The organism is Vibrio sp. S9_S30 (assembly GCF_014694455.1).
In the GTDB taxonomy this organism is placed as follows: Bacteria; Pseudomonadota; Gammaproteobacteria; order Enterobacterales; family Vibrionaceae; genus Vibrio.
In genome coordinates, this window is the sequence record NZ_JAAUWT010000002.1 from 258,827 (window position 1) to 282,599 (window position 23,773).

20 protein-coding genes are annotated in these 23,773 nt (G+C 44.8%); 14 read left to right on the forward strand and 6 right to left on the reverse strand.

The window, feature by feature from the left end; all coding sequences use genetic code 11:
• Positions 1 to 6 precede the first annotated feature (6 nt).
• The 11 genes from fabZ to HC752_RS03455 all read left to right on the forward strand — a co-directional run bounded on the left by fabZ (position 7) and on the right by HC752_RS03455 (position 11,634).
• A complete protein-coding gene (fabZ, locus tag HC752_RS03405; RefSeq protein ID WP_190333856.1) occupies positions 7 to 438 on the forward strand; it encodes a 3-hydroxyacyl-ACP dehydratase FabZ in 432 nt (143 codons plus the stop codon).
• A gap of 1 nt (position 439) precedes the next feature.
• Positions 440 to 1,228 carry an acyl-ACP--UDP-N-acetylglucosamine O-acyltransferase gene (gene lpxA / locus HC752_RS03410; protein WP_190333716.1) on the forward strand — a complete coding sequence of 263 codons (789 nt, stop codon included), beginning with the start codon at positions 440 to 442 and terminating at the stop codon, positions 1,226 to 1,228.
• 195 nt (positions 1,229 to 1,423) lie between these two features.
• On the forward strand, positions 1,424 to 2,572 hold the full coding sequence (lpxB, locus tag HC752_RS03415; RefSeq protein WP_190333717.1) for a lipid-A-disaccharide synthase: 1,149 nt from the start codon (positions 1,424 to 1,426) through the stop codon (positions 2,570 to 2,572).
• 2 nt (positions 2,573 to 2,574) lie between these two features.
• The gene (gene rnhB / locus HC752_RS03420) at positions 2,575 to 3,195 is read left to right on the forward strand and encodes a ribonuclease HII (protein WP_190333718.1); all 621 of its coding nucleotides are present in this window, start codon (positions 2,575 to 2,577) and stop codon (positions 3,193 to 3,195) included.
• Between the two features lie 88 nt (positions 3,196 to 3,283).
• Positions 3,284 to 6,763 (forward strand): DNA polymerase III subunit alpha, encoded by a 3,480-nt coding sequence (gene dnaE / locus HC752_RS03425; protein WP_190333719.1) that lies wholly within the window; start codon positions 3,284 to 3,286, stop codon positions 6,761 to 6,763.
• A gap of 44 nt (positions 6,764 to 6,807) precedes the next feature.
• Positions 6,808 to 7,767, forward strand: a complete 960-nt coding sequence (accA, locus tag HC752_RS03430) for an acetyl-CoA carboxylase carboxyl transferase subunit alpha (protein WP_190333720.1) — start codon at positions 6,808 to 6,810, stop codon at positions 7,765 to 7,767.
• A 78-nt stretch (positions 7,768 to 7,845) separates the two neighbouring features.
• Positions 7,846 to 9,183: a tRNA lysidine(34) synthetase TilS gene (gene tilS, locus HC752_RS03435; protein WP_190333721.1), complete on the forward strand. Its 1,338-nt coding sequence runs from the start codon at positions 7,846 to 7,848 to the stop codon at positions 9,181 to 9,183.
• A 57-nt stretch (positions 9,184 to 9,240) separates the two neighbouring features.
• Positions 9,241 to 9,555 (forward strand): c-type cytochrome, encoded by a 315-nt coding sequence (locus HC752_RS03440; RefSeq protein ID WP_194717271.1) that lies wholly within the window; start codon positions 9,241 to 9,243, stop codon positions 9,553 to 9,555.
• 233 nt (positions 9,556 to 9,788) lie between these two features.
• A complete protein-coding gene (locus tag HC752_RS03445) occupies positions 9,789 to 10,163 on the forward strand; it encodes a hypothetical protein (RefSeq protein WP_190333722.1) in 375 nt (124 codons plus the stop codon).
• A gap of 103 nt (positions 10,164 to 10,266) precedes the next feature.
• Positions 10,267 to 10,605, forward strand: a complete 339-nt coding sequence (gene glnB, locus HC752_RS03450) for a nitrogen regulatory protein P-II (RefSeq protein ID WP_190333723.1) — start codon at positions 10,267 to 10,269, stop codon at positions 10,603 to 10,605.
• Positions 10,606 to 10,758: 153 nt separating this feature from the next.
• On the forward strand, positions 10,759 to 11,634 hold the full coding sequence (locus HC752_RS03455; RefSeq protein ID WP_190333724.1) for an endonuclease/exonuclease/phosphatase family protein: 876 nt from the start codon (positions 10,759 to 10,761) through the stop codon (positions 11,632 to 11,634).
• Here HC752_RS03455 and HC752_RS03460 read toward each other — a convergent pair.
• From HC752_RS03460 to gloB, 3 genes are all read right to left on the reverse strand, one after another.
• Complete coding sequence (locus tag HC752_RS03460) at positions 11,590 to 12,273, reverse strand: YIP1 family protein (RefSeq protein ID WP_190333725.1); 684 nt, start codon at positions 12,271 to 12,273, stop codon at positions 11,590 to 11,592. The genes HC752_RS03455 and HC752_RS03460 overlap by 45 nt on opposite strands.
• On the reverse strand, positions 12,270 to 13,844 hold the full coding sequence (locus HC752_RS03465) for a LysM peptidoglycan-binding domain-containing protein (RefSeq protein ID WP_190333726.1): 1,575 nt from the start codon (positions 13,842 to 13,844) through the stop codon (positions 12,270 to 12,272). The genes HC752_RS03460 and HC752_RS03465 overlap by 4 nt, the downstream gene beginning before the upstream one ends.
• A gap of 71 nt (positions 13,845 to 13,915) precedes the next feature.
• Positions 13,916 to 14,674 (reverse strand): hydroxyacylglutathione hydrolase, encoded by a 759-nt coding sequence (gloB, locus tag HC752_RS03470; RefSeq protein WP_190333727.1) that lies wholly within the window; start codon positions 14,672 to 14,674, stop codon positions 13,916 to 13,918.
• A gap of 39 nt (positions 14,675 to 14,713) precedes the next feature.
• Here gloB and HC752_RS03475 point away from each other — a divergent pair, with 39 nt between their 5' ends.
• Positions 14,714 to 15,457, forward strand: coding sequence for a class I SAM-dependent methyltransferase (locus HC752_RS03475; protein WP_190333728.1), 744 nt, complete (start codon positions 14,714 to 14,716; stop codon positions 15,455 to 15,457).
• A 101-nt stretch (positions 15,458 to 15,558) separates the two neighbouring features.
• On the opposite strand, the gene rnhA is transcribed toward HC752_RS03475, so the two are convergent.
• The gene (gene rnhA, locus HC752_RS03480; RefSeq protein ID WP_190333729.1) at positions 15,559 to 16,023 is read right to left on the reverse strand and encodes a ribonuclease HI; all 465 of its coding nucleotides are present in this window, start codon (positions 16,021 to 16,023) and stop codon (positions 15,559 to 15,561) included.
• 64 nt (positions 16,024 to 16,087) lie between these two features.
• Here rnhA and dnaQ point away from each other — a divergent pair, with 64 nt between their 5' ends.
• Both dnaQ and HC752_RS03490 read left to right on the forward strand, forming a co-directional pair.
• Positions 16,088 to 16,828, forward strand: a complete 741-nt coding sequence (gene dnaQ / locus HC752_RS03485) for a DNA polymerase III subunit epsilon (protein ID WP_190333730.1) — start codon at positions 16,088 to 16,090, stop codon at positions 16,826 to 16,828.
• Positions 16,829 to 16,836: 8 nt separating this feature from the next.
• Positions 16,837 to 18,090, forward strand: a complete 1,254-nt coding sequence (locus tag HC752_RS03490; RefSeq protein ID WP_190333731.1) for a TIGR03503 family protein — start codon at positions 16,837 to 16,839, stop codon at positions 18,088 to 18,090.
• A gap of 61 nt (positions 18,091 to 18,151) precedes the next feature.
• Here HC752_RS03490 and HC752_RS03495 read toward each other — a convergent pair whose 3' ends face one another.
• Together HC752_RS03495 and fadE are read right to left on the reverse strand one after the other, a co-directional pair.
• Positions 18,152 to 20,725 carry a hemolysin gene (locus tag HC752_RS03495; RefSeq protein ID WP_190333732.1) on the reverse strand — a complete coding sequence of 858 codons (2,574 nt, stop codon included), beginning with the start codon at positions 20,723 to 20,725 and terminating at the stop codon, positions 18,152 to 18,154.
• A 480-nt stretch (positions 20,726 to 21,205) separates the two neighbouring features.
• On the reverse strand, positions 21,206 to 23,653 hold the full coding sequence (gene fadE / locus HC752_RS03500) for an acyl-CoA dehydrogenase FadE (protein WP_190333733.1): 2,448 nt from the start codon (positions 23,651 to 23,653) through the stop codon (positions 21,206 to 21,208).
• Positions 23,654 to 23,773 lie beyond the last annotated feature (120 nt).

Genomic DNA, 23,773 nt, shown 5'->3' on the forward strand with positions numbered 1-23,773 from the left:
AAAACGATGGACATCACGGAGATTCAAACACTTCTTCCACATCGCTACCCTTTCCTGATGATTGATCGTGTTACTGACTACGAAGAAGGTAAATACCTAGTAGGTTTGAAAAATGTGTCAGTGAACGAACCTCAGTTCACCGGTCATTTCCCACAATTACCGGTATTTCCAGGTGTATTAATTCTTGAGGCAATGGCCCAGGCAACCGGGCTTCTTGCATTTAAAACATTTGGTGCTCCGGCAGAAAACGAGCTGTATTACTTTGCGAGTGTTGATGGTGCTAAATTTCGCGCCCCTGTGATACCGGGCGATCAAATGTTGATCGAAGTTGAATTTTTAAAAGAGCGTCGTGGAATTGCGGCGTTCAACGGTAAAGCAACGGTGGATGGCAAGGTGGTGTGTTCTGCTGAGCTGAAATGTGCTCGTAGAGAGTTTTAATATGATTCATGACTCTGCCTCTATTCATCCTAGTGCAGTTATTGAAGGCAATGTTCGCATTGGCGCTGGTACAACGGTAGGACCATTCACCTATATTTCAGGTGATATCGACATTGGCGACAACAACGAAATCATGTCTCACGTTGTCATCAAAGGGCCAACAATCATTGGTCATGAAAACCGGATTTTTCCTTATGCAATACTGGGGGAAGAATGTCAGGACAAGAAATACAGCGGTGAAGATACTCGCCTGATTGTTGGGGATCGCAACGTCATTCGTGAAAGCGTACAAATGCACCGTGGTACGGTGCAAGATAAGGGAGAAACTCGGGTGGGTAGCGATAACCTATTCTGTGTCAACGCCCATATTGCTCACGATTGCATTGTCGGTGATAACGTTATTCTTGGTAATAATGCGACATTAGCGGGGCACGTAACGGTTGAAGACTACGTGATCTTAACGGCACTTTCTCCGGTCCATCAATTCTGCACCTTGGGCGCGCACTGCTTTGTTGGTGGTGGATCCATTGTGGTGCAAGACGTACCGCCCTTTGTGATGGCGCAAGGTAACCACTGTAAACCTTTTGGTATCAACATCGAAGGTCTTAAACGCCGAGGGTTTGAGAAAAAAGAAATCCATGCCATTCGAAGGGCATACAAGTCCTTGTATCGTAATGGTTTGACACTTGAAGAAGCGAAAACAGAGATTGCAAAAGAAGCGAGTGAGTTTGAGTCGGTACAGCAATTTTTGGATTTCTTAGGAAAATCGCAACGCGGGATTATCCGATAGGGTTGCACTGATTGGCGTTGGTTGAGTTAACCTTTGAAAGGATCGCTGTTTTCGGCGATCTTTTTGTATTTTTTACGTATGTAACCTGAACTCGGCATATTGGAATGCTTCAATTGAGAATCTGCATGTCTTTTTATGGATCCGCTCATCTCTTCTCCCGAGTTCAGGTTATGTAATTTTGGCTTTGGGTGAAATATGACTTCAGATACTGGTCCGCTAAGAATTGGCATCGTTGCTGGTGAATTATCTGGTGATACATTAGGCGCTGGTCTTATTGAAGCGGTGAAAAGGAAATATCCTGATGCCGAGTTTGTTGGGATAGGTGGGCCAAAAATGAAGGCGTTGGGCTGTGATTCTCTGTTTGAAATGGAAGAGTTAGCAGTGATGGGGCTTGTAGAGGTTTTAGGGCGGCTACCTCGACTTTTGAAAGTAAAAGCGGAACTCGTGAAGTATTTTACGCAAACCCCACCTGATGTGTTTATTGGTATAGATGCCCCCGACTTTAACTTGAGGTTAGAGTTAAGCCTTAAGAAAGTGGGCATTAAAACCGTCCACTATGTTAGCCCATCCGTATGGGCTTGGCGTCCAAAGCGCATTTTTAAAATTGATGCCGCAACGGATTTGGTTTTGGCTTTTCTGCCGTTCGAGAAAGCGTTTTACGACAAATACAACGTCGCCTGCGAATTTGTAGGGCATACGCTTGCTGACTCGATCCCCCTTCAGCCTGACAAAAAAGAGGCTAGGGAGTATCTTAATCTCGAACAGGGTAAAACGTGGTTAGCGGTACTGCCTGGTAGCCGCAGCGGGGAAGTAGGGTTGATCGCGCAGCCGTTTATCGAAACGTGTAAACGCCTTAACCAAAAGCATCCCAATGTGGGGTTTGTTGTCGCTGCTGTAAATTCGAAGCGAAAAGAGCAATTTGAGCAGATATGGAAAGCAACTGCTCCTGATCTCAATTTTGTTATCGTAAAAGATACAGCTCGGAATGTGATTACTGCTTCCGATGCGGTGTTGCTCGCTTCGGGTACGGTAAGTTTGGAATGCATGTTACTGAAACGCCCGATGGTTGTGGGTTATAAAGTGAATCGATTGACGGGTTGGATAGTCAAGAAACTGGCCATCACGGAATTTATTTCTCTACCGAATATTTTGGCGGGTAAAGAACTGGTGAAAGAGTTCATTCTTGATGAGTGTCACCCAGACTTTTTATACCCTGAAGTTGAACAAATATTATTTGGAAACAACCAGGCGTTAATCGACGAATTTACCGAGATGCACCAATGGATTAAAAAAGGTGCCGATCAACAAGCCGCTACTGCTGTTCTTAATTTAATTGGGAAATAATCATGCCTAAGAAAGCCACTTCAGATTTTCCTCCATTTGAATACCCTTCAGGTTATCGGATTTTTGCGGGCGTAGACGAAGTTGGTCGAGGTCCATTGGTTGGAGATGTTGTGACCGCTGCCGTTATTTTAGACCCAAACAACCCTATTGAAGGGCTGACGGATTCGAAAAAGTTGTCTGAAAAAAAACGCCTAGCGCTTTTCCCTGAAATCAAAGAAAAGGCTTTGGCTTGGGCGGTAGGTCGATGCTCACCAGAAGAAATCGATGAGCTTAATATTTTGCAAGCCACCATGGTTGCGATGCAGCGTGCTATTGTTGGGCTTGAACTGCAACCTGACTTCGTTCTTATTGATGGAAATCGTCTCCCTGAACTGTCGATGGATGCTTTAGCTGTCGTAAAAGGGGATTTAAGAGTGGCGGAAATCAGTGCCGCTTCTATTATTGCGAAGGTAGTCCGCGATGCTGAAATGGAGGCGTTAGACAAACTGCATCCAGAATTTGGTTTTGCGAATCACAAAGGGTATCCAACAAAAGCGCACTTTGAAGCCATCGAAAAACACGGTGTGATAGCGGAGCACAGAAAGAGCTTTAAGCCTGTAAAACGCGCACTTGGGATCGAATAGCTTCTCTTGTCTTTGGTTTCAAGTATCATAGAACGTCATTAGGTCGAGAGACCCTATAAGAACTAACCACACTTTCAGGATCAATTTGATGTCTGACCCGAAATTTATACACCTACGTATTCACAGCGACTTCTCCATGGTCGATGGTCTTTCAAAAGTGCCACACATTGTCAAAAAAGTGGCTGAATACGGGATGCCAGCGATGGCGCTGACAGATTTTACTAACCTTTGCGGTTTAGTGAAGTTTTATAATGCGGCACATAGTCATGGCATAAAGCCTATCATCGGGGCAGATTTTACAATGCAGTCGGATGAGTTTGGTGATGAACTCACAAAGATGACGGTATTGGCAACAGATAACGTTGGGTATAAAAATCTAACTTTGTTGATTTCCGATGCCTACCAACGTGGTCACATTCAGCATCAACCTGTTATCGCCAAAGAATGGCTGGCCAAATACAGTGAAGGTCTTATTGTATTATCGGGGGGGCGCGTTGGTGAAATTGGTCGAGCTTTACTGAAAGGCAACGCGGCTCTTGCATCTGAATGTGTTGAGTTTTATCAAACTCATTTTCCGGATCGTTTCTATCTCGAACTCACCCGTACAGGTCGACCTGACGAAGAAAGCTATCTGCATTTTGCTTTAGAACTTGCTGAGCAAGCGGATCTGCCTGTTGTTGCGACCAACGAGGTGGTATTCATTGCTGAAGAGCAGTTCGATGCGCACGAAATTCGCGTCGCTATTCACGATGGTTTTACGCTTGAAGATCCTCGAAGACCCAAAAACTACAGCCCACAGCAGTACCTTCGTAGTGAAGCGGAAATGTGCGAGTTGTTTTCAGACATACCTGAAGCGTTAGAAAACAGTGTTGAAATAGCCAAACGTTGTAATGTTACCGTGCGTCTAGGGGAATACTTTTTGCCCAATTTCCCTACTGAAGGCATGGCGATCGAAGATTTTCTCGTTAAAAAATCGCAAGAAGGCTTAGAGCGGAGACTGGCCTTTCTCTTCCCCAATGAAGAGGAGCGCTTAAAACGTCGACCAGAATACGACGAACGCTTGGAGGTTGAACTCGACGTTATTAACAAAATGGGCTTCCCAGGGTATTTCCTTATCGTTATGGAGTTCATCCAATGGTCGAAAGACAATGATGTCCCCGTTGGACCAGGACGAGGCTCTGGTGCAGGCTCGTTAGTTGCTTACGCCCTCGATATTACCGATCTTGATCCATTGGAATACGATTTGCTATTCGAGCGTTTCCTTAACCCAGAACGTGTATCCATGCCCGATTTCGATATTGATTTCTGCATGGATAAGCGAGACCAAGTCATTGATCATGTTGCGGAAATGTACGGTCGTGATGCAGTATCACAGATCATTACGTTTGGTACCATGGCAGCGAAAGCGGTGATTCGAGATGTGGGGCGTGTGCTTGGTCATCCATATGGGTTTGTTGACCGTATATCAAAACTGGTTCCGCCCGATCCTGGGATGACGTTAGAGAAAGCGTTTGTTGCAGAGCCCCAACTTCCCGAAATTTATGAAGCCGATGAAGAAGTCAAAGAACTCATCGACATGTGCCGTATTTTAGAAGGTTGTACTCGAAATGCGGGTAAGCATGCTGGTGGTGTGGTGATTTCACCGACGACCATTACCGATTTTGCGCCTATCTACTGTGATGCAGAGGGCAACTTCCCAGTCACTCAGTTTGACAAGAACGACGTAGAAACAGCCGGTCTGGTTAAATTTGACTTCTTGGGGCTGAGAACGCTCACCATCATTGATTGGGCGCTGGGCTTAATCAATCCAAGGTTGGAACGTGAAGGCAAAGAGAAAGTTCGGATAGAATCGATACCGTTGGATGATCAACCTTCATTCAAACTGCTTCAAAACTCTGAAACGACCGCGGTTTTCCAGCTTGAATCTCGTGGTATGAAAGATTTGATCAAGCGACTCCAGCCAGACTGCTTTGAAGACATTATCGCACTAGTTGCTTTGTTCCGCCCAGGGCCACTTCAATCGGGCATGGTTGATAACTTCATCGATCGTAAACATGGGCGTGAAGCCATCTCTTACCCTGATGAAACCTGGCAGCACGAAACGTTGAAAGAGACGCTGGAACCGACTTACGGCATCATTCTGTATCAAGAGCAGGTCATGCAGATTGCCCAGATTTTAGCGGGTTACACGCTGGGTGGTGCCGACATGCTTCGTCGAGCAATGGGTAAGAAAAAACCAGAAGAAATGGCAAAACAGCGTGCTATTTTCGAAGAAGGCGCCATAAAAAATGGCGTCGATGGCGAACTGGCCATGAAGATCTTTGATTTGGTAGAGAAATTCGCAGGCTACGGCTTCAACAAATCGCACTCGGCTGCTTATGCATTGGTTTCTTACCAGACGCTTTGGTTGAAAAAACACTATCCTGCGGAATTCATGGCCGCAGTAATGACTGCCGATATGGATAACACGGAAAAAGTGGTCGGTTTGGTCGATGAATGTTTAAGGATGAAGCTGACGCTATTACCGCCGGATATCAATTCGGGTCTCTATCGGTTCAATGTCGATGAAACGGGTGCCATTGTTTATGGTATTGGTGCCATCAAAGGTGTGGGTGAAGGCCCGATTGAAAATATCATTGAAGCGCGTGAAAAAGGGGGGTACTTCAAAGATCTTTTCGATTTTTGTGCTCGAATCGACCTTAAAAAAGTCAATAAACGTGTTATTGAAAAGCTAATATATGCAGGGGCATTAGATAGACTCGGTCCTCATAGAGCGGCCATGATGGCATCACTTGATGATGCTGTGAAAGCCGCAAGTCAGCATCATCAAGCGGAATCGTTTGGTCAGGTGGATATGTTTGGTGTTCTAACGGATGCACCGGAAGATGTTGAAACAAAATACACTCAAGTCCCACCATGGCCAGAAAAAGTATGGTTAGAGGGGGAGCGTGAAACCTTAGGGCTTTATTTGACCGGACACCCAATTAACGCCTATTTGAAGGAACTCGGTAAGTACACCAGTTGTCGACTAAAAGATGCACAGCCGACTCGTCGCGATCAATCGGTGACCATTTCAGGGTTGGTGATTGCAGCGAGAGTGATGACAACCAAACGTGGTACGCGCATCGGTCTTATGACACTGGATGATCGTTCCGGGCGCATGGAAGTGATGTTGTTCTCAGATACGCTCGAAAGATATGCAGAACTGCTTGAAAAAGATAAAATTTTGGTCGTTTCCGGACAGGTCAGCTTTGATGACTTTAACGGTGGGCTTAAAATGTCCGCGCGCGAGGTTATGGATCTCGGGAATGCGCGTGAAAAATACGCTCGTAGTTTGTCCGTTTCTATACAAGAGCAACAAATTGATGAACATTTCTTTGAACGCTTCAACCTAATATTGGAGCCGCACCGAGCGGGAACAGTGCCAGTTAATGTATATTATCAGCGCAGCGATGCGCGAGCACGTTTAGCACTGGGCGTGGAGTGGCGAGTAACGCCAACCGATACATTACTAGACGATTTAAAGGAGCTGCTTGGTCAAAACCAGGTAGAACTCGAATTTAACTAATTCAGCTGCGAAATGGTGCGCAGTTGACCAATAAGGATTCATAGATGAGCCTAAACTTTCTTGAATTTGAAAAGCCTATCGCTGAACTGGAAGCAAAAATTGAAGCATTACGTGACGTATCTCGTCATGGCGGGGATGCATCGGTTGATCTAGATAAAGAAATCAAACAACTAGAAGACAAAAGTTTAGAACTGAAAAAGAAAATCTTCAGCGATCTAGGTGCGTGGCAGGTAGCTCAGCTAGCTCGTCACCCTCAGCGCCCTTACACATTAGATTATGTGGAGAACGTATTTACAGAATTCGATGAGCTTGCGGGTGACCGCACTTACGCAGACGATAAAGCCATCGTTGGGGGTATCGCTCGTTTAGAGGGGCGTCCAGTGATGATCATTGGTCATCAGAAAGGGCGTGAGACAAAAGAAAAAGTGATCCGTAACTTCGGTATGCCAAAGCCTGAAGGTTATCGTAAGGCGCTTCGCCTGATGGAAACAGCTGAGCGCTTCAAAATGCCAATCATCACGTTCATTGATACCGCTGGCGCTTACCCAGGTGTCGGTGCAGAAGAGCGTGGGCAATCTGAAGCGATCGCGAAAAACCTAAAAGTGATGTCTGGTCTTAAAGTACCCATTATTTGTAATGTAGTTGGTGAAGGTGGTTCTGGTGGTGCACTGGCAATTGGTGTTGGTGACTACGTTAATATGCTTCAATATTCGACGTATTCCGTTATCTCTCCAGAAGGTTGTGCATCCATCTTGTGGCGCGACTCAGATAAAGCCCCTCAAGCAGCGGAAGCAATGGGGCTGGTTGCTCCTCGACTTAAAGAGCTGAAATTGATTGATGAGATCATTGAAGAGCCTTTAGGCGGTGCGCATCGTGACAAGTTGCAAATGGCTGAAAACATGAAGGCGATGCTTGTTAAGCAACTTGAAGAGCTTGATCACCTTGATGAAGAAACCTTGCTTGAGCGTCGTTTCCAACGTTTGATGAGTTATGGTTACTGCTAATAAGCTAAGGTTACTGCTAGTAAGCAGATTAAGGTAGAATAAAGCGAGCATCAGGCTCGCTTTTTTATTGGAACAAACGTGTTGCAAAATACATTTAATCAGAAAATACTGAAACATATTTCTCCTGAGACGACGATTGTTCTTGCCTTTAGTGGTGGGGTGGATTCACGCGTATTGCTGCACTTACTTAGCCAGATGGCTAAGTCTCACCCTATCAAAACCAAAGCCGTTCATATTCATCATGGCTTGAGTCGCAATGCCGATATTTGGCAAAAAAACTGTCAGACTTGGTGTGAACAAGCCGACGTTCCTTTTTTCTCTGAAAAAGTCGTGTTAGACATTGGAACGGGTAGGAGCCTTGAAGAGCTCGCTCGCGAAGCAAGATATAACGTTCTTGGTCAACATATTGGCAATAACGATGTGCTGTTAACTGGTCAGCATATGAGCGATCAAACAGAAACATTTTTACTGGCATTAAAACGAGGAAGTGGTCCCAAAGGGTTATCCGGCATGCCCACTATTGCTTCATTTGGAGAGGGAGAAATTTTGCGTCCTCTGCTGGACGTTTCTCGACATGATATTGAACAATATGCTCTTAACCATAAGCTGAATTGGAATCATGACGAAAGTAACGATGATACTCAGTTTGATCGCAACTTTCTGCGCCATCAAGTTGTCCCTGAACTGTCTAGGCGTTGGCCAGGATTTGAAAAATCTGTTCAGCGAAGTGCCCAATTGTGTGCTGAACAACAACATCTCCTAGAAGAGCTACTTAGTCAGAGCCTATCTGATGCTTTGTTTAACGATGGTAGCTTAAGCATTTCTATGCTTGAGGAGCACAGTGAATTAGCCAGAGCGCAACTGATCCGAATGTGGCTTGCGTCGTCTGGGAGTAAAATGCCTTCTAGAAAGCAGTTACAAGTCATCTGGCAAGATGTGGCGTGCAGCCAACAAGATGCCAATCCAAGTTTCTCTTTACCATCAGGAGAGATACGTCGATATGATAATCGCCTTTATCTAGCACCTTCCGAGCACGATCTTTCAGATTGGCGTGAAGAACTGAGCGTAGGGAAAACATTGCACCTTCCCTATGACCTTGGTGAATTAACACTGAATATTGGCGGTCAAAATACCTCGCTGGGTAAAACCGCTTCAGGATCCCCGCTATTATTGCGCCAACCGCTCCCATCAGAAAAAGTGATGGTACATTTCTGTCCCCAAGGGCTCAGCGCCAAACCCGCAGGCAGAAAAGGCAGCCGAAAACTCAAAAAGTTATTTCAGGAATATGGTGTGCCAAGTTGGAAGCGCAGGCAAATGCCAATAGTCATGTACGATGATAAAGTTGCTGCGATAGCCAATCTATTTGTTACACAAGAGTATAAAGCTTTGGATTGTGAGCTTGTTTGGAGCCGTTAATCCAAAAATATGCCACAATTAATGGGAACTATAACCCTAATAAATATAGGTGAAGCAATGAGAAATGTAACAATAGGATGTGCAATGGTCCTTATGATGGTGTTCAGTGGAGTCAGTGTTGCAGGCGATGCGAATGCTGGGAAAGCCAAAGCGGCAGTGTGTGCTGCTTGTCATGGTGCGGGTGGTATTGCCGCGATTGATGGTTATCCGAATTTGAAAGGTCAAAATGAGAAATATTTAGTCAGTGCACTTAAAGCGTACAAGGCGAATCAGCGCACCGGCGGCTTGGCAGCGGTTATGTCGGCACAAGCTATGGCACTCAGTGATGAGGATATTGATAATTTGGCTGCTTACTATTCGAGCCTAAAATGAAATTTGAGCACAATAGTGTGATCTTATACCCAGTACTGACTTCAATACTGGGTATTTTATTTTTATTAATAGAAGACAAGGTATAAATAAATTAAGGCAATGGAAAGTCGTTATATTCATTCTTTCTATTGTAACGAGCTCATTTCGAACTAGACTAAAATGAGATGGTATCAAACTATATGGACGTGAAGGTTACTATCAAAAGACAATAACGGACAACAAGGAGTGTTGCCATGAACGTGAATTCGTCAGGGAAAAAGCGCATTTCGACAGAACGCATCGTAGCGCTGATTCTTATTGGTTATTTAGCTTTTCATTCACCTATTCTAACTCAAGCTCTTTCTCAAACTGTACTCAAGCTTATTCCGGCGACCATAATGGCATTAACCTATATTAGTGGATTGCTTGCCGTTGCAGGGCTTTGGCGTCAAAGAACTTGGGGCTACTTACCGGTTCTCTTTTTTATTCCTTCGCTAACTTTGTTTTCTGGTGTGCTGTCATTTGATGGCAGTGGATTACTATTCCAAGACTTTATTCTCATGCTTGCAAACATAGGCTTATTCCTATTTGCTGCTTGGGGGTTGATGCAGAAGATGGATGCGGCTTAGGACCACATTCTGAATAACTGACCATTAGCGCTGGCGGCAGAACGTAGCATCTTGAATTCACTTGGGTATAATGATCTGCAAACGAATACGTGAAGGGAAGACAATGAAAAAAATAGAAGCAATCATTAAGCCATTCAAATTGGATGACGTTCGTGAAGCTCTTGCTGAAGTTGGCATCACAGGCATGACGGTGTCAGAGGTAAAGGGATTTGGTCGTCAAAAAGGCCACACCGAGTTGTACCGTGGCGCGGAGTATATGGTTGATTTTCTGCCTAAAGTGAAGCTTGAGATAGTGGTTTCTGAAGATGTCGCGGATCAGTGTGTTGATACCATCATTGAGACTGCGCATACTGGAAAAATCGGTGACGGTAAAATTTTCATCACGGATGTTGAGCGCGTTGTACGTATTCGTACTGGTGAAGAAGACGAAGACGCAATCTAAACCAAAAACAAAACCAGAATTAAAGAAATGGAGCTTAGGCTCCATTTTTGTTGCGGGGATCAGTGAGGCGTGATATCAAAGATTTTCCTAGGTATATCGTCCAAATAATTTTTTAGGGACTCGATTCCGTCGCTATGGGCTTTAGGAGAAGATATGAGAAAGTGGTTACTCAGTGTGGTCGTGGGATGCTTTTGCCTCGTGGGCATCTATGTTGTTTTGTTCACTATACCGGAAAAACCAGTACTGATTTCTCTTGATGCGACAAACCAACGTACCGACTCATCTTGCTCTACCAATATGGCGGCGGCATCGCTTGATTCCGATGAGAGAATTCGTCTACTGGTGTGGAACATATACAAACAGGGTCGAGAAGGCTGGTCTGAGGCGCTCAATAACTTCTCAGCCAATACGGACTTAGTACTATTGCAAGAAGCTAACCTGAACACAGGGCTTCTTAAGTGGTTGTCGAAGTATCGTTGGGCAAGTAGCCACGTGAGTGCATTTAAGTATTTCGATAGCAGTGCTGGTGTGATGACCCTGACCCCTGATTTTCCCTTAAAAGCGTGTGCTTATACTCAAATGGAGCCTTGGCTAAGATTGCCGAAATCAGCTTTGTACTCTACTTATCCTTTGTCTAACGGTCAAACACTTGCGGTCGTGAATATTCATGCGGTTAATTTCACAATAGGCACAACGGAGTTTGAAGCGCAGATCGACGCTTTAAAAGCGGTGGTGGAGTCGCATGCAGGCCCCATGATCATTGCTGGCGATTTCAACACTTGGAGCGAAGAACGTACACTGAAATTGAACGAAAGAATGACCGCGTTGGAAATGGTTGAAGCGAAGTTTTCACCAGATAGTCGGTTTGAGTTCATTACAGGTTGGCCGTTAGATCATGTGTATTATCGAGGATTGGTACTCGAAACAGCAGAGACGCCTATTTCAGACGCCTCAGATCACAACCCAATGCAGGTTACGTTTAGGTTAATTAAAGGCAGCAATGCCGATGAGCATGGTAAAGAACAATAGCCATGGAAGAATGGCTATAACAAGTGCCTGTCCTCTATCGAACTCGGTCCAAGCGCCTAGAGCGGCATACCCGAGCACAATGTACCAAGGCAGCAATAACGGAAAGGTGCTGGTAAAGAAATACCAGTTATGATCAGGCGACAACTTGATCAAACCATTTAAACTGTTAAGGTCTGCGGCGTAACTCACTATGTGTCCGTGATTGACTAAAAGGCTGACGTAGCTTGCGAGATCCCCTAAAACTGCAGGGAAAAGCATCACACAGCTTGCGGCAACCCACTTCCAATACCCCATTTTGTACTGGCTCTGATTTGTTGCCAAGGTAAACCAAAAACCTAACAGCAAGACTGCAAATACTCGGCCAGTGATGTCTAATAACACCTCACCCGCTAAAAGTGTATTACTGTTTAGTAAGACGTGCTGATCCTGCGGGATGGTCATGGTGGCGATGAGCTCTGACTTCAACCATTCAAAGTCGACGATATCAAAGTAAGCTCCCCAAAACAGGAAGGGCGTAATCAGCAGAACGATGAAAGGTTGCCATCCCCAGATCCCTTTTTGGTAAAGAGCAGCAAAGCACTGCGTTGGTGAACGGAAAATATCGACCAACATAACCAATGAATTTTTAGAGGGTGTCATACACTTACCTTCGTTACGTCAACATACAACTTTAACTTTTGACCCGGTTGCAAGTATTTGGATTTATTTAAATCATTCCATTTCATGATATCGCCCATCTTTACTTTGAACTTAGAAGCAATACCACTGATGGTGTCACCAGAGCGTACCTTATAGAAAACTGGGCGGATGATTGCGCCGTCATTGGCGTTTTTCCAAACCACCAGATTTTGACCAATACGTAACGTATCACGCGGTCCCATACCATTCCATTTTGCGAGGGATTGATGGGAAACTTTGTGCTTTTTGGCTATCGACCAGAGATTATCGCCTGACACGACTGTATGGGTGAATTTGTATTTTCCACGAGCTTTAGATTGCGTTTTTGCTAATCGGTTGTCAGCACTAAGTGTGTAAATGGTGTCGTCTTTTGTCGACGTAGGAATCATCAGGTTTTGACCAACCCAAATGCTGCTACTTGAGAGCTCGTTCGCCGTTTGAATCACTTTTGTCGTCGTACTGTACTTTTTGGCAAGCACGCTTAACGTGTCACCTGCCTTCACTTGGTGGCGAACCAACTTCATACCTTGACCGCGATTTTGCGCTATTTGTTGGTTGAACTGCCCCACTTTTTCTATAGGAATCAATAAATGGTATGGTCCTGATGGAGCCGTAGCCCACTGATTGTAAGCTGGGTTATAGCTTTGAAGCTCTTCGACCGTCAATCCAGCGTATTTGGCTGCAATAGCAAGATCCAACTGTTCTTTAGGGTCTACCTGAGCCAAGACTGGCTGATTAGCAATAGCTGGAATATTGATACCGTATTTTTCTTGGTTCGCGACGATGTCTGCTAGGGCGAGCAGTTTAGGGACGTAACTACTGGTTTCCTTAGGCAGAGATAACGAAAAGAAGTCGATAGGTTTGTTGGCTTTTTTGTTTTGCCGAATGGCTCTCGATACCCTGCCGCCGCCACTGTTGTATGCGGCAATGGCATGGTTCCAGTTACCTTCAAAGCGTCGATTCAAGTTTTCTAAGTAGTCTAACGCAGCATCGGTAGCAGCGATAACGTCACGTCTGCCATCGTACCAATAGTTTTGTTCTAGCCCGTACATTTTTCCTGTATTAGGAACAAACTGCCATAGACCTGCTGCGCTGCCATGAGAGTAGGCGAATGGGTCGAATGAGCTTTCTACTACAGGTAAGAGAGCGAGCTCCAAAGGCAAGCCGCGTTCTTCGATTTTTTCTGTTATGAGGAATAAAAATGGCTCTGCTCTTTTGGCGACAGTTTGCAAATGCCTAGGGTGCTTCAGATACCATGTTCGGTAGTAGTCTATGGTCTTATGATCGGGTATTGGCATTTTAAGCTGCATGGCGATTCTTTGCCAAACATCCAGCTGATTTTGAGGAGTGACTGCCGGAGTTTCTTGTACTGTGATGGTGCTTGATGGTTTGTTTACCGACGGTGTAGAGGTAGAGGTAACCTTCGCCTTTTTTGGGTTACTTTCCGATGGCGTTTGATTGGGTGTTTCAGACGACGTTAGCTGACAGCCCGTCAAAAATAACGCCAACACCCAACTGTACTGTACTCTCATTGATGCAGCCTTTTTATTAATTGGCTGCTGATAATACTTGCCTCTCTATCTAGGTGACAAGCATCAAATCGTTAAAATTCGTTCTTCCACTCACGAAGTGCCGAAAAAACTGCAAGCGGTGACGCATCTTGAGTGCGATGAGACACTGCCTTGATCACACTTTCTTCGTGATAGCGAAGAAACGGATTTGTACGCTTTTCTTGGCTTATTGTGGTAGGGACAGTTGGCAAGTTTTGCGCTCTTAGGCGATTGACTTCATCGCGATAGATATGGAGTTCAGGGCTATCAGGTTCGATGGCGAGTGCAAAAGAAACGTTGGCAGAAGTATATTCATGGGCACAGTACACTTCGGTTTCTTGAGCCAGATCAGACAGTTTATTAAGTGATTCAAACATTTGAGCAAAGGTGCCTTCAAAGACTCGACCACATCCCGCCGCGAACAAAACGTCACCACAGAACAATTTACCATCGCCGACGTAGCCAATATGCCCTAAAGTGTGACCAGGTAAGCTTAAAACGAGAAACGCTTCCCCAAATAGATCGATTTGATCCCCCTCTTCAACTGGTGTTGTTAGGGTAGGGATGGGTTCATGTGCGGGTCCGACGACCTTGCAGTTTGGAAACGCTCTTATGAGGTCTGACACTCCCCCAATGTGATCGCCGTGGTGGTGCGTAATGAGAATCGCTTCTAGTTCAAGCCCATGAGCATGTAAATGCTCCAATACGGGAGATGCATCACCTGGGTCGACAACCGCACAACGCTGATCGTTATTTTGGATGAGCCAGATGTAATTGTCGCTAAATGCAGGTATGCTTTTGATGGTTAACATATTTGGAACTCCAGTCCCCAGATATTTATACGGATTATTATGAAGCCAGCTCGCACATCACGCAAATTAGAACAGCCACATTCTTGGGAACAGCTCAAAAATGGTCAGTGGGTGTCAGAAACGATCCAAATGAGGTTAGATGAATGGTGTCCAAAGCTGTTTGGTTACCATATGTTGAAGCTCGGTGGGCTAAGCTGTGAGTTAAGTAGCTCTAACTGCAACATACAACACCAAGTTTTACTGGATATTGAAAACCCGCTTCATAACGTTATCGCTGATGCGTATGACTTGCCTTTTATCGAGAAGAGTTTTGACGCGGTATTAATGGCGCATCAACTGGATTACTGCAATGATCCTCACCGGCTGCTGCGTGAAATAGACAGAGTCATGATTGATGACGGGTATCTGCTCTTAACAGGGTTTAATCCTATCAGTGCCACAGGGTTATCGAGTTTGATGCCGTGGAGAAAGAACAACCTGCCATGGAGCGGAAGAATGTTCACTCCAAATCGAATCCGAGACTGGCTAGGGCTATTGAACTATCAGGTAGTTCATTTGGACAGTTACGCACTATTGCCGTTTGAGCGTTATCAACCTTTATGGACTTGGACAGAGAACGCCTTGGGCAATTTGGTGAACCCATTTGGGAGCCTGTATTTTATTGTCGCTCGAAAACGCACTTACCCACTTAAACCCATCAGACCTCATTGGCGATTCAAGCGTAATTTATCGCCAATAGGAGTAAATTATGGCGTGTCTTCTCGGGAGACCAAGTCTTCTTGAGCGATGAATTCACCTCATGTTGAAGCTTGGTCTCTCGAGGTCGGTTAAATCGATATAACCGGATTCTTGAGATAGGTTCTTGGGTATTAATTAGCCAAGGTTTAGCTAGGTTGGTAACCCGTATCTTCTTCCGTTGGTGCTTCTGCGGCAGTGCGAGCCAATTCGTCGCATATTTCATTTTCTCTATGACCTGCGTGACCTTTCACCCAGCGCCAATCGACATCATGACGAGCGGTTTCTTTATCGAGTTCTTGCCACAAATCGGCGTTTTTCACCGGTTTTTTGTCGGCCGTTTTCCAACCTCTCTTTTTCCAGTTGTGGATCCACTGTGTGATACCTTGTCTGACATATTGGCTGTCTGTCGTCAAAATAACGCGACAGGGTTCTTTTAGTGACTTCAATGCAACCACCGCTGCCATCATTTCCATGCGGTTATTTGTGGTGAGGCGGTAGCCTTTAGAAAGATTTTTTTCCGTTTGTTTGTATCTGAGCACAATGCCGTAACCACCAGGACCTGGATTGCCTAAGCACGAGCCATCCGTGAAAACTTCAACTTGTTTCGCCATGATTTGATACTATTAGTTATTATTGCGAAATGAATTTATTGAACATAGTCTGACATATATCCTTATGAATACCAGCAACAATTCTGCGCACCAGAGAATCGTGGTGCTCGATACCGAAACAACCGGTATGAACCGAGAAACCGGACCTCATTACATGGGGCATCGCATCATTGAAATCGGTGCGGTAGAGATCATGAATCGTAAGCTCACTGGTCGACATTTTCATGTTTACTTGAAACCAGACATGTTAATCCAGCCGGATGCTATATTGGTTCATGGTATTACGGATGAGTTTTTGGTTGATAAACCGGAATATCGAGACGTCCATAAAGAATTTCTAGAATTTATTAATGGCGCCGAGCTGGTGGCCCATAATGCCCCCTTCGATGTTGGCTTCATGGATCATGAATTCAAGATGCTCGACCCATCTATCGGAAAAACGGAACAATACTGTAAAGTCACCGATACCCTTGCCATGGCGAAGAAGATCTTCCCGGGTAAACGGAATAACCTTGATGTGCTCTGTGAGCGATACGGTATCGATAACTCTCATCGTACGCTCCACGGCGCATTACTTGATGCCGAAATCCTAGCAGATGTCTATCTGTTAATGACTGGTGGTCAAACGACGCTTAAGTTTAATAGTGGAGACCAGAACAGCGATGGCACTGGTGAAGCGATTAAGCGTGTGGCAACGGGCAGAAAGTCACTTAAAGTTATTCGCGCATCAGCCGATGAAGTAGAAGCGCACGGTGCGCGTCTTGATATTGTAGAAAAAACTGGCGCTTGCCTCTGGCGTCAATAGGAGAGTGTATGTGGCGGATTTTGGTTCCCTTGTTGTTGGTGTTTACAGCTGGTGTAAGCAGCGAAGAATCAGAATCTTCAATTCGACTCTTAGATAACCGTTTTAGGGTCGATCCGTCTATTTCGCAAGTCTCTTTTATCGTTTATCGCAAGCTAAATAGCCAGTCAGTGGTGCTTGTAAGACCGGACGGTCAGAAGTACTACGCTTGGAACCATCCTGAAAATGTGCGTTGGTATGAAGAGTCAGGAATGGACATCATTTCAATTGATAACCCAATGCCCGGACCATGGCAAGCTGTCGGTCAAGTGCACCCTAGCAATAACATCAAAATTCTTTCAAATCTCAAGCTTGATGTGGATCGTTTCCCTCAGCGCCTTTACATGGGCGAAAGCATAAAATTTACGGCTCAACTCAAATACAATAATAAGCCATTGGTACTAAGGGATTTTTTGGACAGGGTAAACCTTAAAGTGACCTTTACCAAGTATGTTGCCAATGAAGAATCACTCAGCTCGGACGCCCGACCTACCCCTCAAGTGATGGGGGAGTTCGAGGATGATGGGCAAAGGCTGGATGAATATCCCGGGGATGGTGTTTTTACAGTAGAGCTGCCTATTCAGATTGAGCCAGGAAAATATCGAGCGCGTATTACGTCTGGGAATGGCATCTTCCTTCGCTCTATTGAACAGACTATTTTGGTGTACCCGACCCCATTGTCCGCTGAATTTGTGCAAGCGCGAAGCGAATCAATGAGCCATTCCATTACGATAAAGGGAGAAGAGGGGACCATTAAACCAGGCTCTATTGCTGTTAGCATTAATCAAACCACGCCAGAAGGCAAAGAAATGATTACGCAAGGTCAAGCGGAAGAGGATGGCTTGAAAGTGTACTTTGGCTTACCTAATGCAGCGATGCCAGGTAAACATACTTGGTCAGGCATGGCTTATACGACAGAAGCCGCCACCGGTAGAGAGTTAACTTTCTACTTTGCGGAACAGTCTTTCAGTGTGGTCGAAAAAGTGGATGTAGAAGCGTCTGTGCAAGCATTTAAGCAAGCTCAAGAAGAGAAGCGTATGTTAGAAGAACAAGCCATTCGTGCGCAAGAGAGAGAAGATGAGCGATTTAAAGGTATGATGATCATTATGATTGGAAACCTCATTGCCATTATCTTAGGGATTGTTGTTTGGTTCGTCGTCCGAAAAATTAGGATGAAGAAAGAGCAAGTGCCAGAGATGCAGCTTTCCATGCCACCTAAAGGTTAGTGAGAGATTAGAATAAAAAAAACGGGCTCGATTGAGCCCGTTTCTCATTGAACTGTTTTATTTAGTCCAGTTTTAGGTTACGGATATCGAAGCCATCGCTGATAGCACTGTAACCTTGTTGGTAAGATGGGATCTTATGCGTTCTGTCTACAAAACGGATAGCACGAAGTTTACAGCCAGCATACTTGTCATCGTTAAATGTTTTACTGATCTTATGGTTAGTGATCAATAAGTTATCAGGGTACGCTGTTTCCAATGTTTCCCAGTTAAGCACAGTTTCGTTGCCCTGCTCACATGCAAGAAGGACTTTCGTCAAACCTTGCTCTGCGAAGCGTTGATAGTTCCAGTTATTCCCTGTGAACTCATCAAGAGATAACGTCTTGCCCTGAATATCACAACCAGAGGAAACACCATTGGATGCAAGGTTCAGTGTTGCGATACCGCCTTTACCCACAGAATAGTAATTTCTGCTGTCGAAGATATTTTGCGGAACGTAACGGAACGGTTCATTTTGTGCACGGTAACCCTGCTTGTTGACCACAAAGTTTCCTAAGTTTTCATCAATACTTAAATTACATGAATCAACCGGAACAGTAGGTTCACCCGTAGACGTCAAACACGCTTTCTGACGTTCAGGATCATTCGGGTAGAACATTTGGCATGCCATTTCATAAGGGTTTGCCTGAATTTCATTAGACTCGACTTTTGTTACCAAGATACCCCAAGAGTCTGGGTGACCTGTATCTTCTAGGCTAATAGGTGTGAAGAAGCGGTCGGCTTTGAATGTGATCTTGGCAGACTTGAATCCGTCACCAATAGCTTCGCTTGAAGCGTAAAGCTTATCGAAAGTTACATTTCCGCCAGCGGTAAATGAACCAGTAAGCTCAATGGTATCCCCTTTTTTGACGATCATATCATTGGTGAATGCCCAGTGAGTTGTTCCCCAAGCTACTCGTCCTGTTGCAGGGTCATAGTTGTTTGCGATGCGAATCTGGTAGACACGACCTTGTTGACCTGTTGTTAGGTTAACGACGTTTTGGTATCCACGAGAGTGAACGTATGCCCCTTTATTGAACGCCCCAAATTCAACGGCTAAACCTTGTTCAGTTCTATCCAAAGACTGTGAGCCTTCAACATTATTGGAGCCGTTATTGTCCTCAAGTAGATTATCGTCGTCTTGAACCGATATTGAAAAAGAATCCGATGGCAAGGTGAAGGTGTAACCCACAGCACTGCCATCTTGCCCAATACCGGTATCAGAATGGTTAAACACTTGAGTCAGTGTATAGGCACCATCTAAACCATTAACCATTGGTATAACTGGTAGGTACGATGTGTGGCTATCATGTTCAATGTCAGCAAGACCAGATACAGACACACTTTGGATATTACCAGCTATTTTTGCAACGAGCTCACGGAATGCTTGATCAGGATTTACTCTAGGGCTGTAATTGCGCTTTTGGTAAACCACATTCAACTCGTAGGTTGCACCAGGAATGGTAGGCAAGAAGCTTTCAATGATAACGGTTGAAGCCTGGCTACGAGCGAAGTATAACGGATATCTTGTTCCGTCAACATAAATCGAGGTGCCACGCGGACAGTGGTAGTTGGCTGAGTCAAGTTCGGACGTATTTCCGGCAGTAACATGGCGATATGTGGCGTGTGTACCCACTTCAAGTCTGGCAGGGCAGTACTCATCAACAAGCTCGCGAATTCTGTCAACACCAATACTGGCTTTTAGCGTTTCGAAGCTTGCATTGCTCAGTAGGCTGCGCAGAGTGCGTTCTGTCCATTTTACTTGGAATAAAATTTCACGACCTTCTACAAAAGTGCTTTTGTCATCTTCAGTAACAGGCTGACCATTATTATCAAATTCAACCAGTCCCCAAGAGACTTTGTCATATTGATCAGCAAAATCGTCAAAATCTTGAATCAATTGCTTATTCGTTGGGACGGTAGCATGAGACAACACACGCATTGAACGAGGGCGCGAGAAGTCAAGGATTTGACGGTTATACGCAAGAACATTCTCTAAATCTTCGTTATTCGTATCTTTAGTGAATACCGCTAAACGGTTGTAAGACAAGTTGTCCCAGTCACTCAGCATGACGGCTAAGCCTTCGGGTGCAATGACATCCACTTCATGTCCACGAATGTAGTAAGGCAGAGAGTAGCCAGAGCGTTGGCCGGCCTTCAAGCAATATTCTGCGCCAGTTTGACGACTAACGATACATGCTTCGTCTGGTCTTTCAGTACTGATTACTCGCATTGAGCGAGGGTTAGAAAAGTCGAGGTACTGCCCATTACGAGCTAAAACGTTTTCCATCGCTTCGTTGTGAGTATGGCGTTCAAATACCGCTAATCGGTTGTAGGAAAGGTTATCCCAGTCGCTGAGCATTACACCTAAACCTTCAGGTGCAATGACATCAACATCATGACCACGGATGTAAGATGGCAAAGAGTAGCCAGAGCGTTGACCAGCTTCTAAACAGTATTTTGCTCCGGTTTCACGGCTAACAATACACGCTTTCGCCGCTTCAGTTGCGCTTGTCGTTGCGTTTGTTGTTGCGTTTACGGGTGTCTGGATGCTCACACCTAATATTACGGTGGACAGCATTAATGGAGTTCTTAGCATTATTCTCTTCCCTCTGAGAGCTAATGAAATAAATAAACAACGTACGTTTTTAATTAGATTTAAATTAAGGTTTTACTTATTTAGATATTTATTCTTGATGAAATTAAGAAACACTAAAATCTACAACTCGCTTTCCTTTAACGAAGAAGATAGTGAATATAATTCCCTATAAACTACTTTTTATTCATCTAAGTACTTTAATTATTCATCTCAGTACTTTTATTCATCTCAGTACATTGGTGACCAAATCGAATGGTTTAGAATTCGCACTGTGATGAGACTTTCGATTCGTCAAGCGTATTGTTCATTATTTGGAGGAAGATCTCCATTCCTTGTCTGTACTATTTTTGAGACAGAGGCGGTTATCTTAAGTTTGAGATTTTTTGAAGGGAGCTAAGTAATTGATTAGAAGGGTATTGGGTAAGTATTAGGTCGATTTTATTCCCCCTAATACTTACTTAAATAGGATGGGGTACTGAACTAAGCAATCTCGCCTATTTTGGACGACATTTGTGGGGTAGCAGCAAGTGCATTGAAGTCAAAATCATCTACGTTAATGGTTTCTAGCCTTAGCTGCTCTGCCAGTATTAATAAGTTAGCTTCTTCGTGAGAAAGAATATTATTTTCAATACCGATATTGGCTATTTTATCCAGTTGCGTAAATGGTTTCCTCTTCCCAATAGCTCCACAAACTTTATTAAATAAAGGTTCTGATTTCAAAATTATTTCCAACGCATACTCTAATTTACCAGCAGGGTTATTTTTTGTGGGCAATAAATATTGATTGCGCCCGATTCTAGAACGCGTTTCACTCGGTGTTTGAAGAATCGCTGCCACTTTATGATCCAAACTGTCGGAAGGCGCTTTTCGGATTCGGCCAAATGGCAGGATGATGACTCGAATTATCCCTCCTATCCAAGGACTTGGGAAGTTTGCTAGAAACTCATCAATTGCCGTTTCTGCTTGAAGTAAGCAGTCTCGCATTCCCCATTCCAGCAATGGTAAATCTTCCATTTTCTTTCCATCGTTTTCAAAGCGCTTTAAGGTCGCGCTTGCTAAATACAGTTGGCTTAGAATATCGCCTAACCGTGCGCTTAGGCGTTCTTTTCGTTTTAATGACCCGCCTAGAACCGCCATGGAAATATCGGATAACAATGCCATGTTTGCACTGTAGCGGTTAAGTTGCTGATAATAGCGACGCGTAACATCACTGGTTGGGCTATCCGAGCCCCTGCCATCGGTTAAACCCAACCAAAAGCTGCGAACAAAATTGCTCATAGTAAAATGAATGTGTCCCATGATCGCTTTATCAAACTTAGCTAATGCGTCTGGCTGATCTGAATGAGCAGCACTCATTTCTTTTAATACATAAGGATGACAACGAATTGCCCCCTGACCGTAAATGATCATCGAACGTGTCAAAATGTTTGCACCTTCCACCGTCACAGCGATAGGCGAACCTTGATATCCGCGAGCTAAAAAATTCGACGGACCTAAGCAGATGCCTTTGCCACCGACAATATCCATGGCGTCGATAATGCTTTTTTGACCGCGGTGGGTACAGTGGTACTTAACAATTGCTGATATAACGGATGGCTTTTGACCTATATCGATACCGGCTACCGTTAAGCTACTTGCCGCATCCATAACGTAAGCATTACCAGCAAGGCGAGCTAAAGGCTCTTCGATCCCTTCCATGTGACCAATAGGTTGCTTAAATTGGCGGCGAATTCGAGCGTAGGCCCCTGTCGCCAAGGCTGCGGTTTTGATGCCGCCTGTTGAATTGGAAGGCAAAGTGATACCGCGTCCAACACTTAAGCACTCAACCAGCATACGCCAGCCTTGCCCCGCCATTTTAGGTCCTCCGATAATGAAATCGAGCGGCACAAACACATCATTGCCTTTGGTTGGACCGTTTTGGAAAGGAACATTCAATGGAAAATGCCTGCGACCGATTTCTACGCCATCAATATCTGTAGGGATCAAAGCGCACGTTATACCAAGATCTGGCTCTTCGCCTAATAGCCCATCAGGGTCCTGTAACTTGAATGCTAAGCCCAAAACGGTCGCAACAGGTGCTAAGGTAATATAGCGTTTGTTCCACGTTAGGCGCATGCCCAGCACCTCTTTTCCTTCCCACTCTCCTTTGCAAACCACACCATAATCAGGGATGGATCCTGCATCCGAACCTGCTTCTGGGCTAGTCAAAGCAAAACAAGGGATCTCTTTACCCAAGGCTAACCTAGGTAGGTAGTGATTTTTTTGTTCTTCGGTTCCATAGTGCTGAAGCAACTCACCGGGCCCTAAAGAGTTGGGCACACCGACAGTGGAGGAAAGTACACCCGAGACACCGGTGAGTTTTTGCAGCACCAAAGATTGGGCATAGGCTGAAAATTCTAATCCGCCATATTGCTTTTTAATGATCATGGCGAAGAATTTGTGCTCTTTGAGGTATTGCCATACTTCTTGGGGGAGATCCGCCAGCTCATGGGTAACCTGATGATCGTTGGTCATCGCACACACTTCATTCACCGGCCCATCTAAGAATGCTTGTTCTTCTTTTGTTAGCACAGGTTTTTCGATGGATTGAAGTTGGCGCCAATCCGGTTTGCCTTTAAACAGCTCGGCTTCCCACCAAACGGTACCCGCATCCAAGGCTTCTTTCTCGGTTTGAGACATGGTCGGAAGCACTTTTTTGAAGAACTTAAGGGCTTTGGCGCTGAACAGAGACTGTCTTACTGCTGGAATCGTAACGATGGCACTCAATACAATGAATACGATCCAAGTTGTTCCGCCCGTCCATCCGAGCACCGTGGTTCCAATAAGGGTGGCACCGAGGGTCAGTAACGAAACCGCGAGTGAAGTTCGATGGTAGAGTACTAGCCCGACGGCCAGTACCAACGCAATTGTAGAGAGCAAGATATCCATAATGATTGTCCTTTTTATTGACCGCTGCCCGTTGCACTCAGGTAAGAGGTCATACCAGTTAATTTTGATTGTATCTTAAATGTTACTGGGTTGTAAAACTCTTATTCGTTCAAGGTTTGA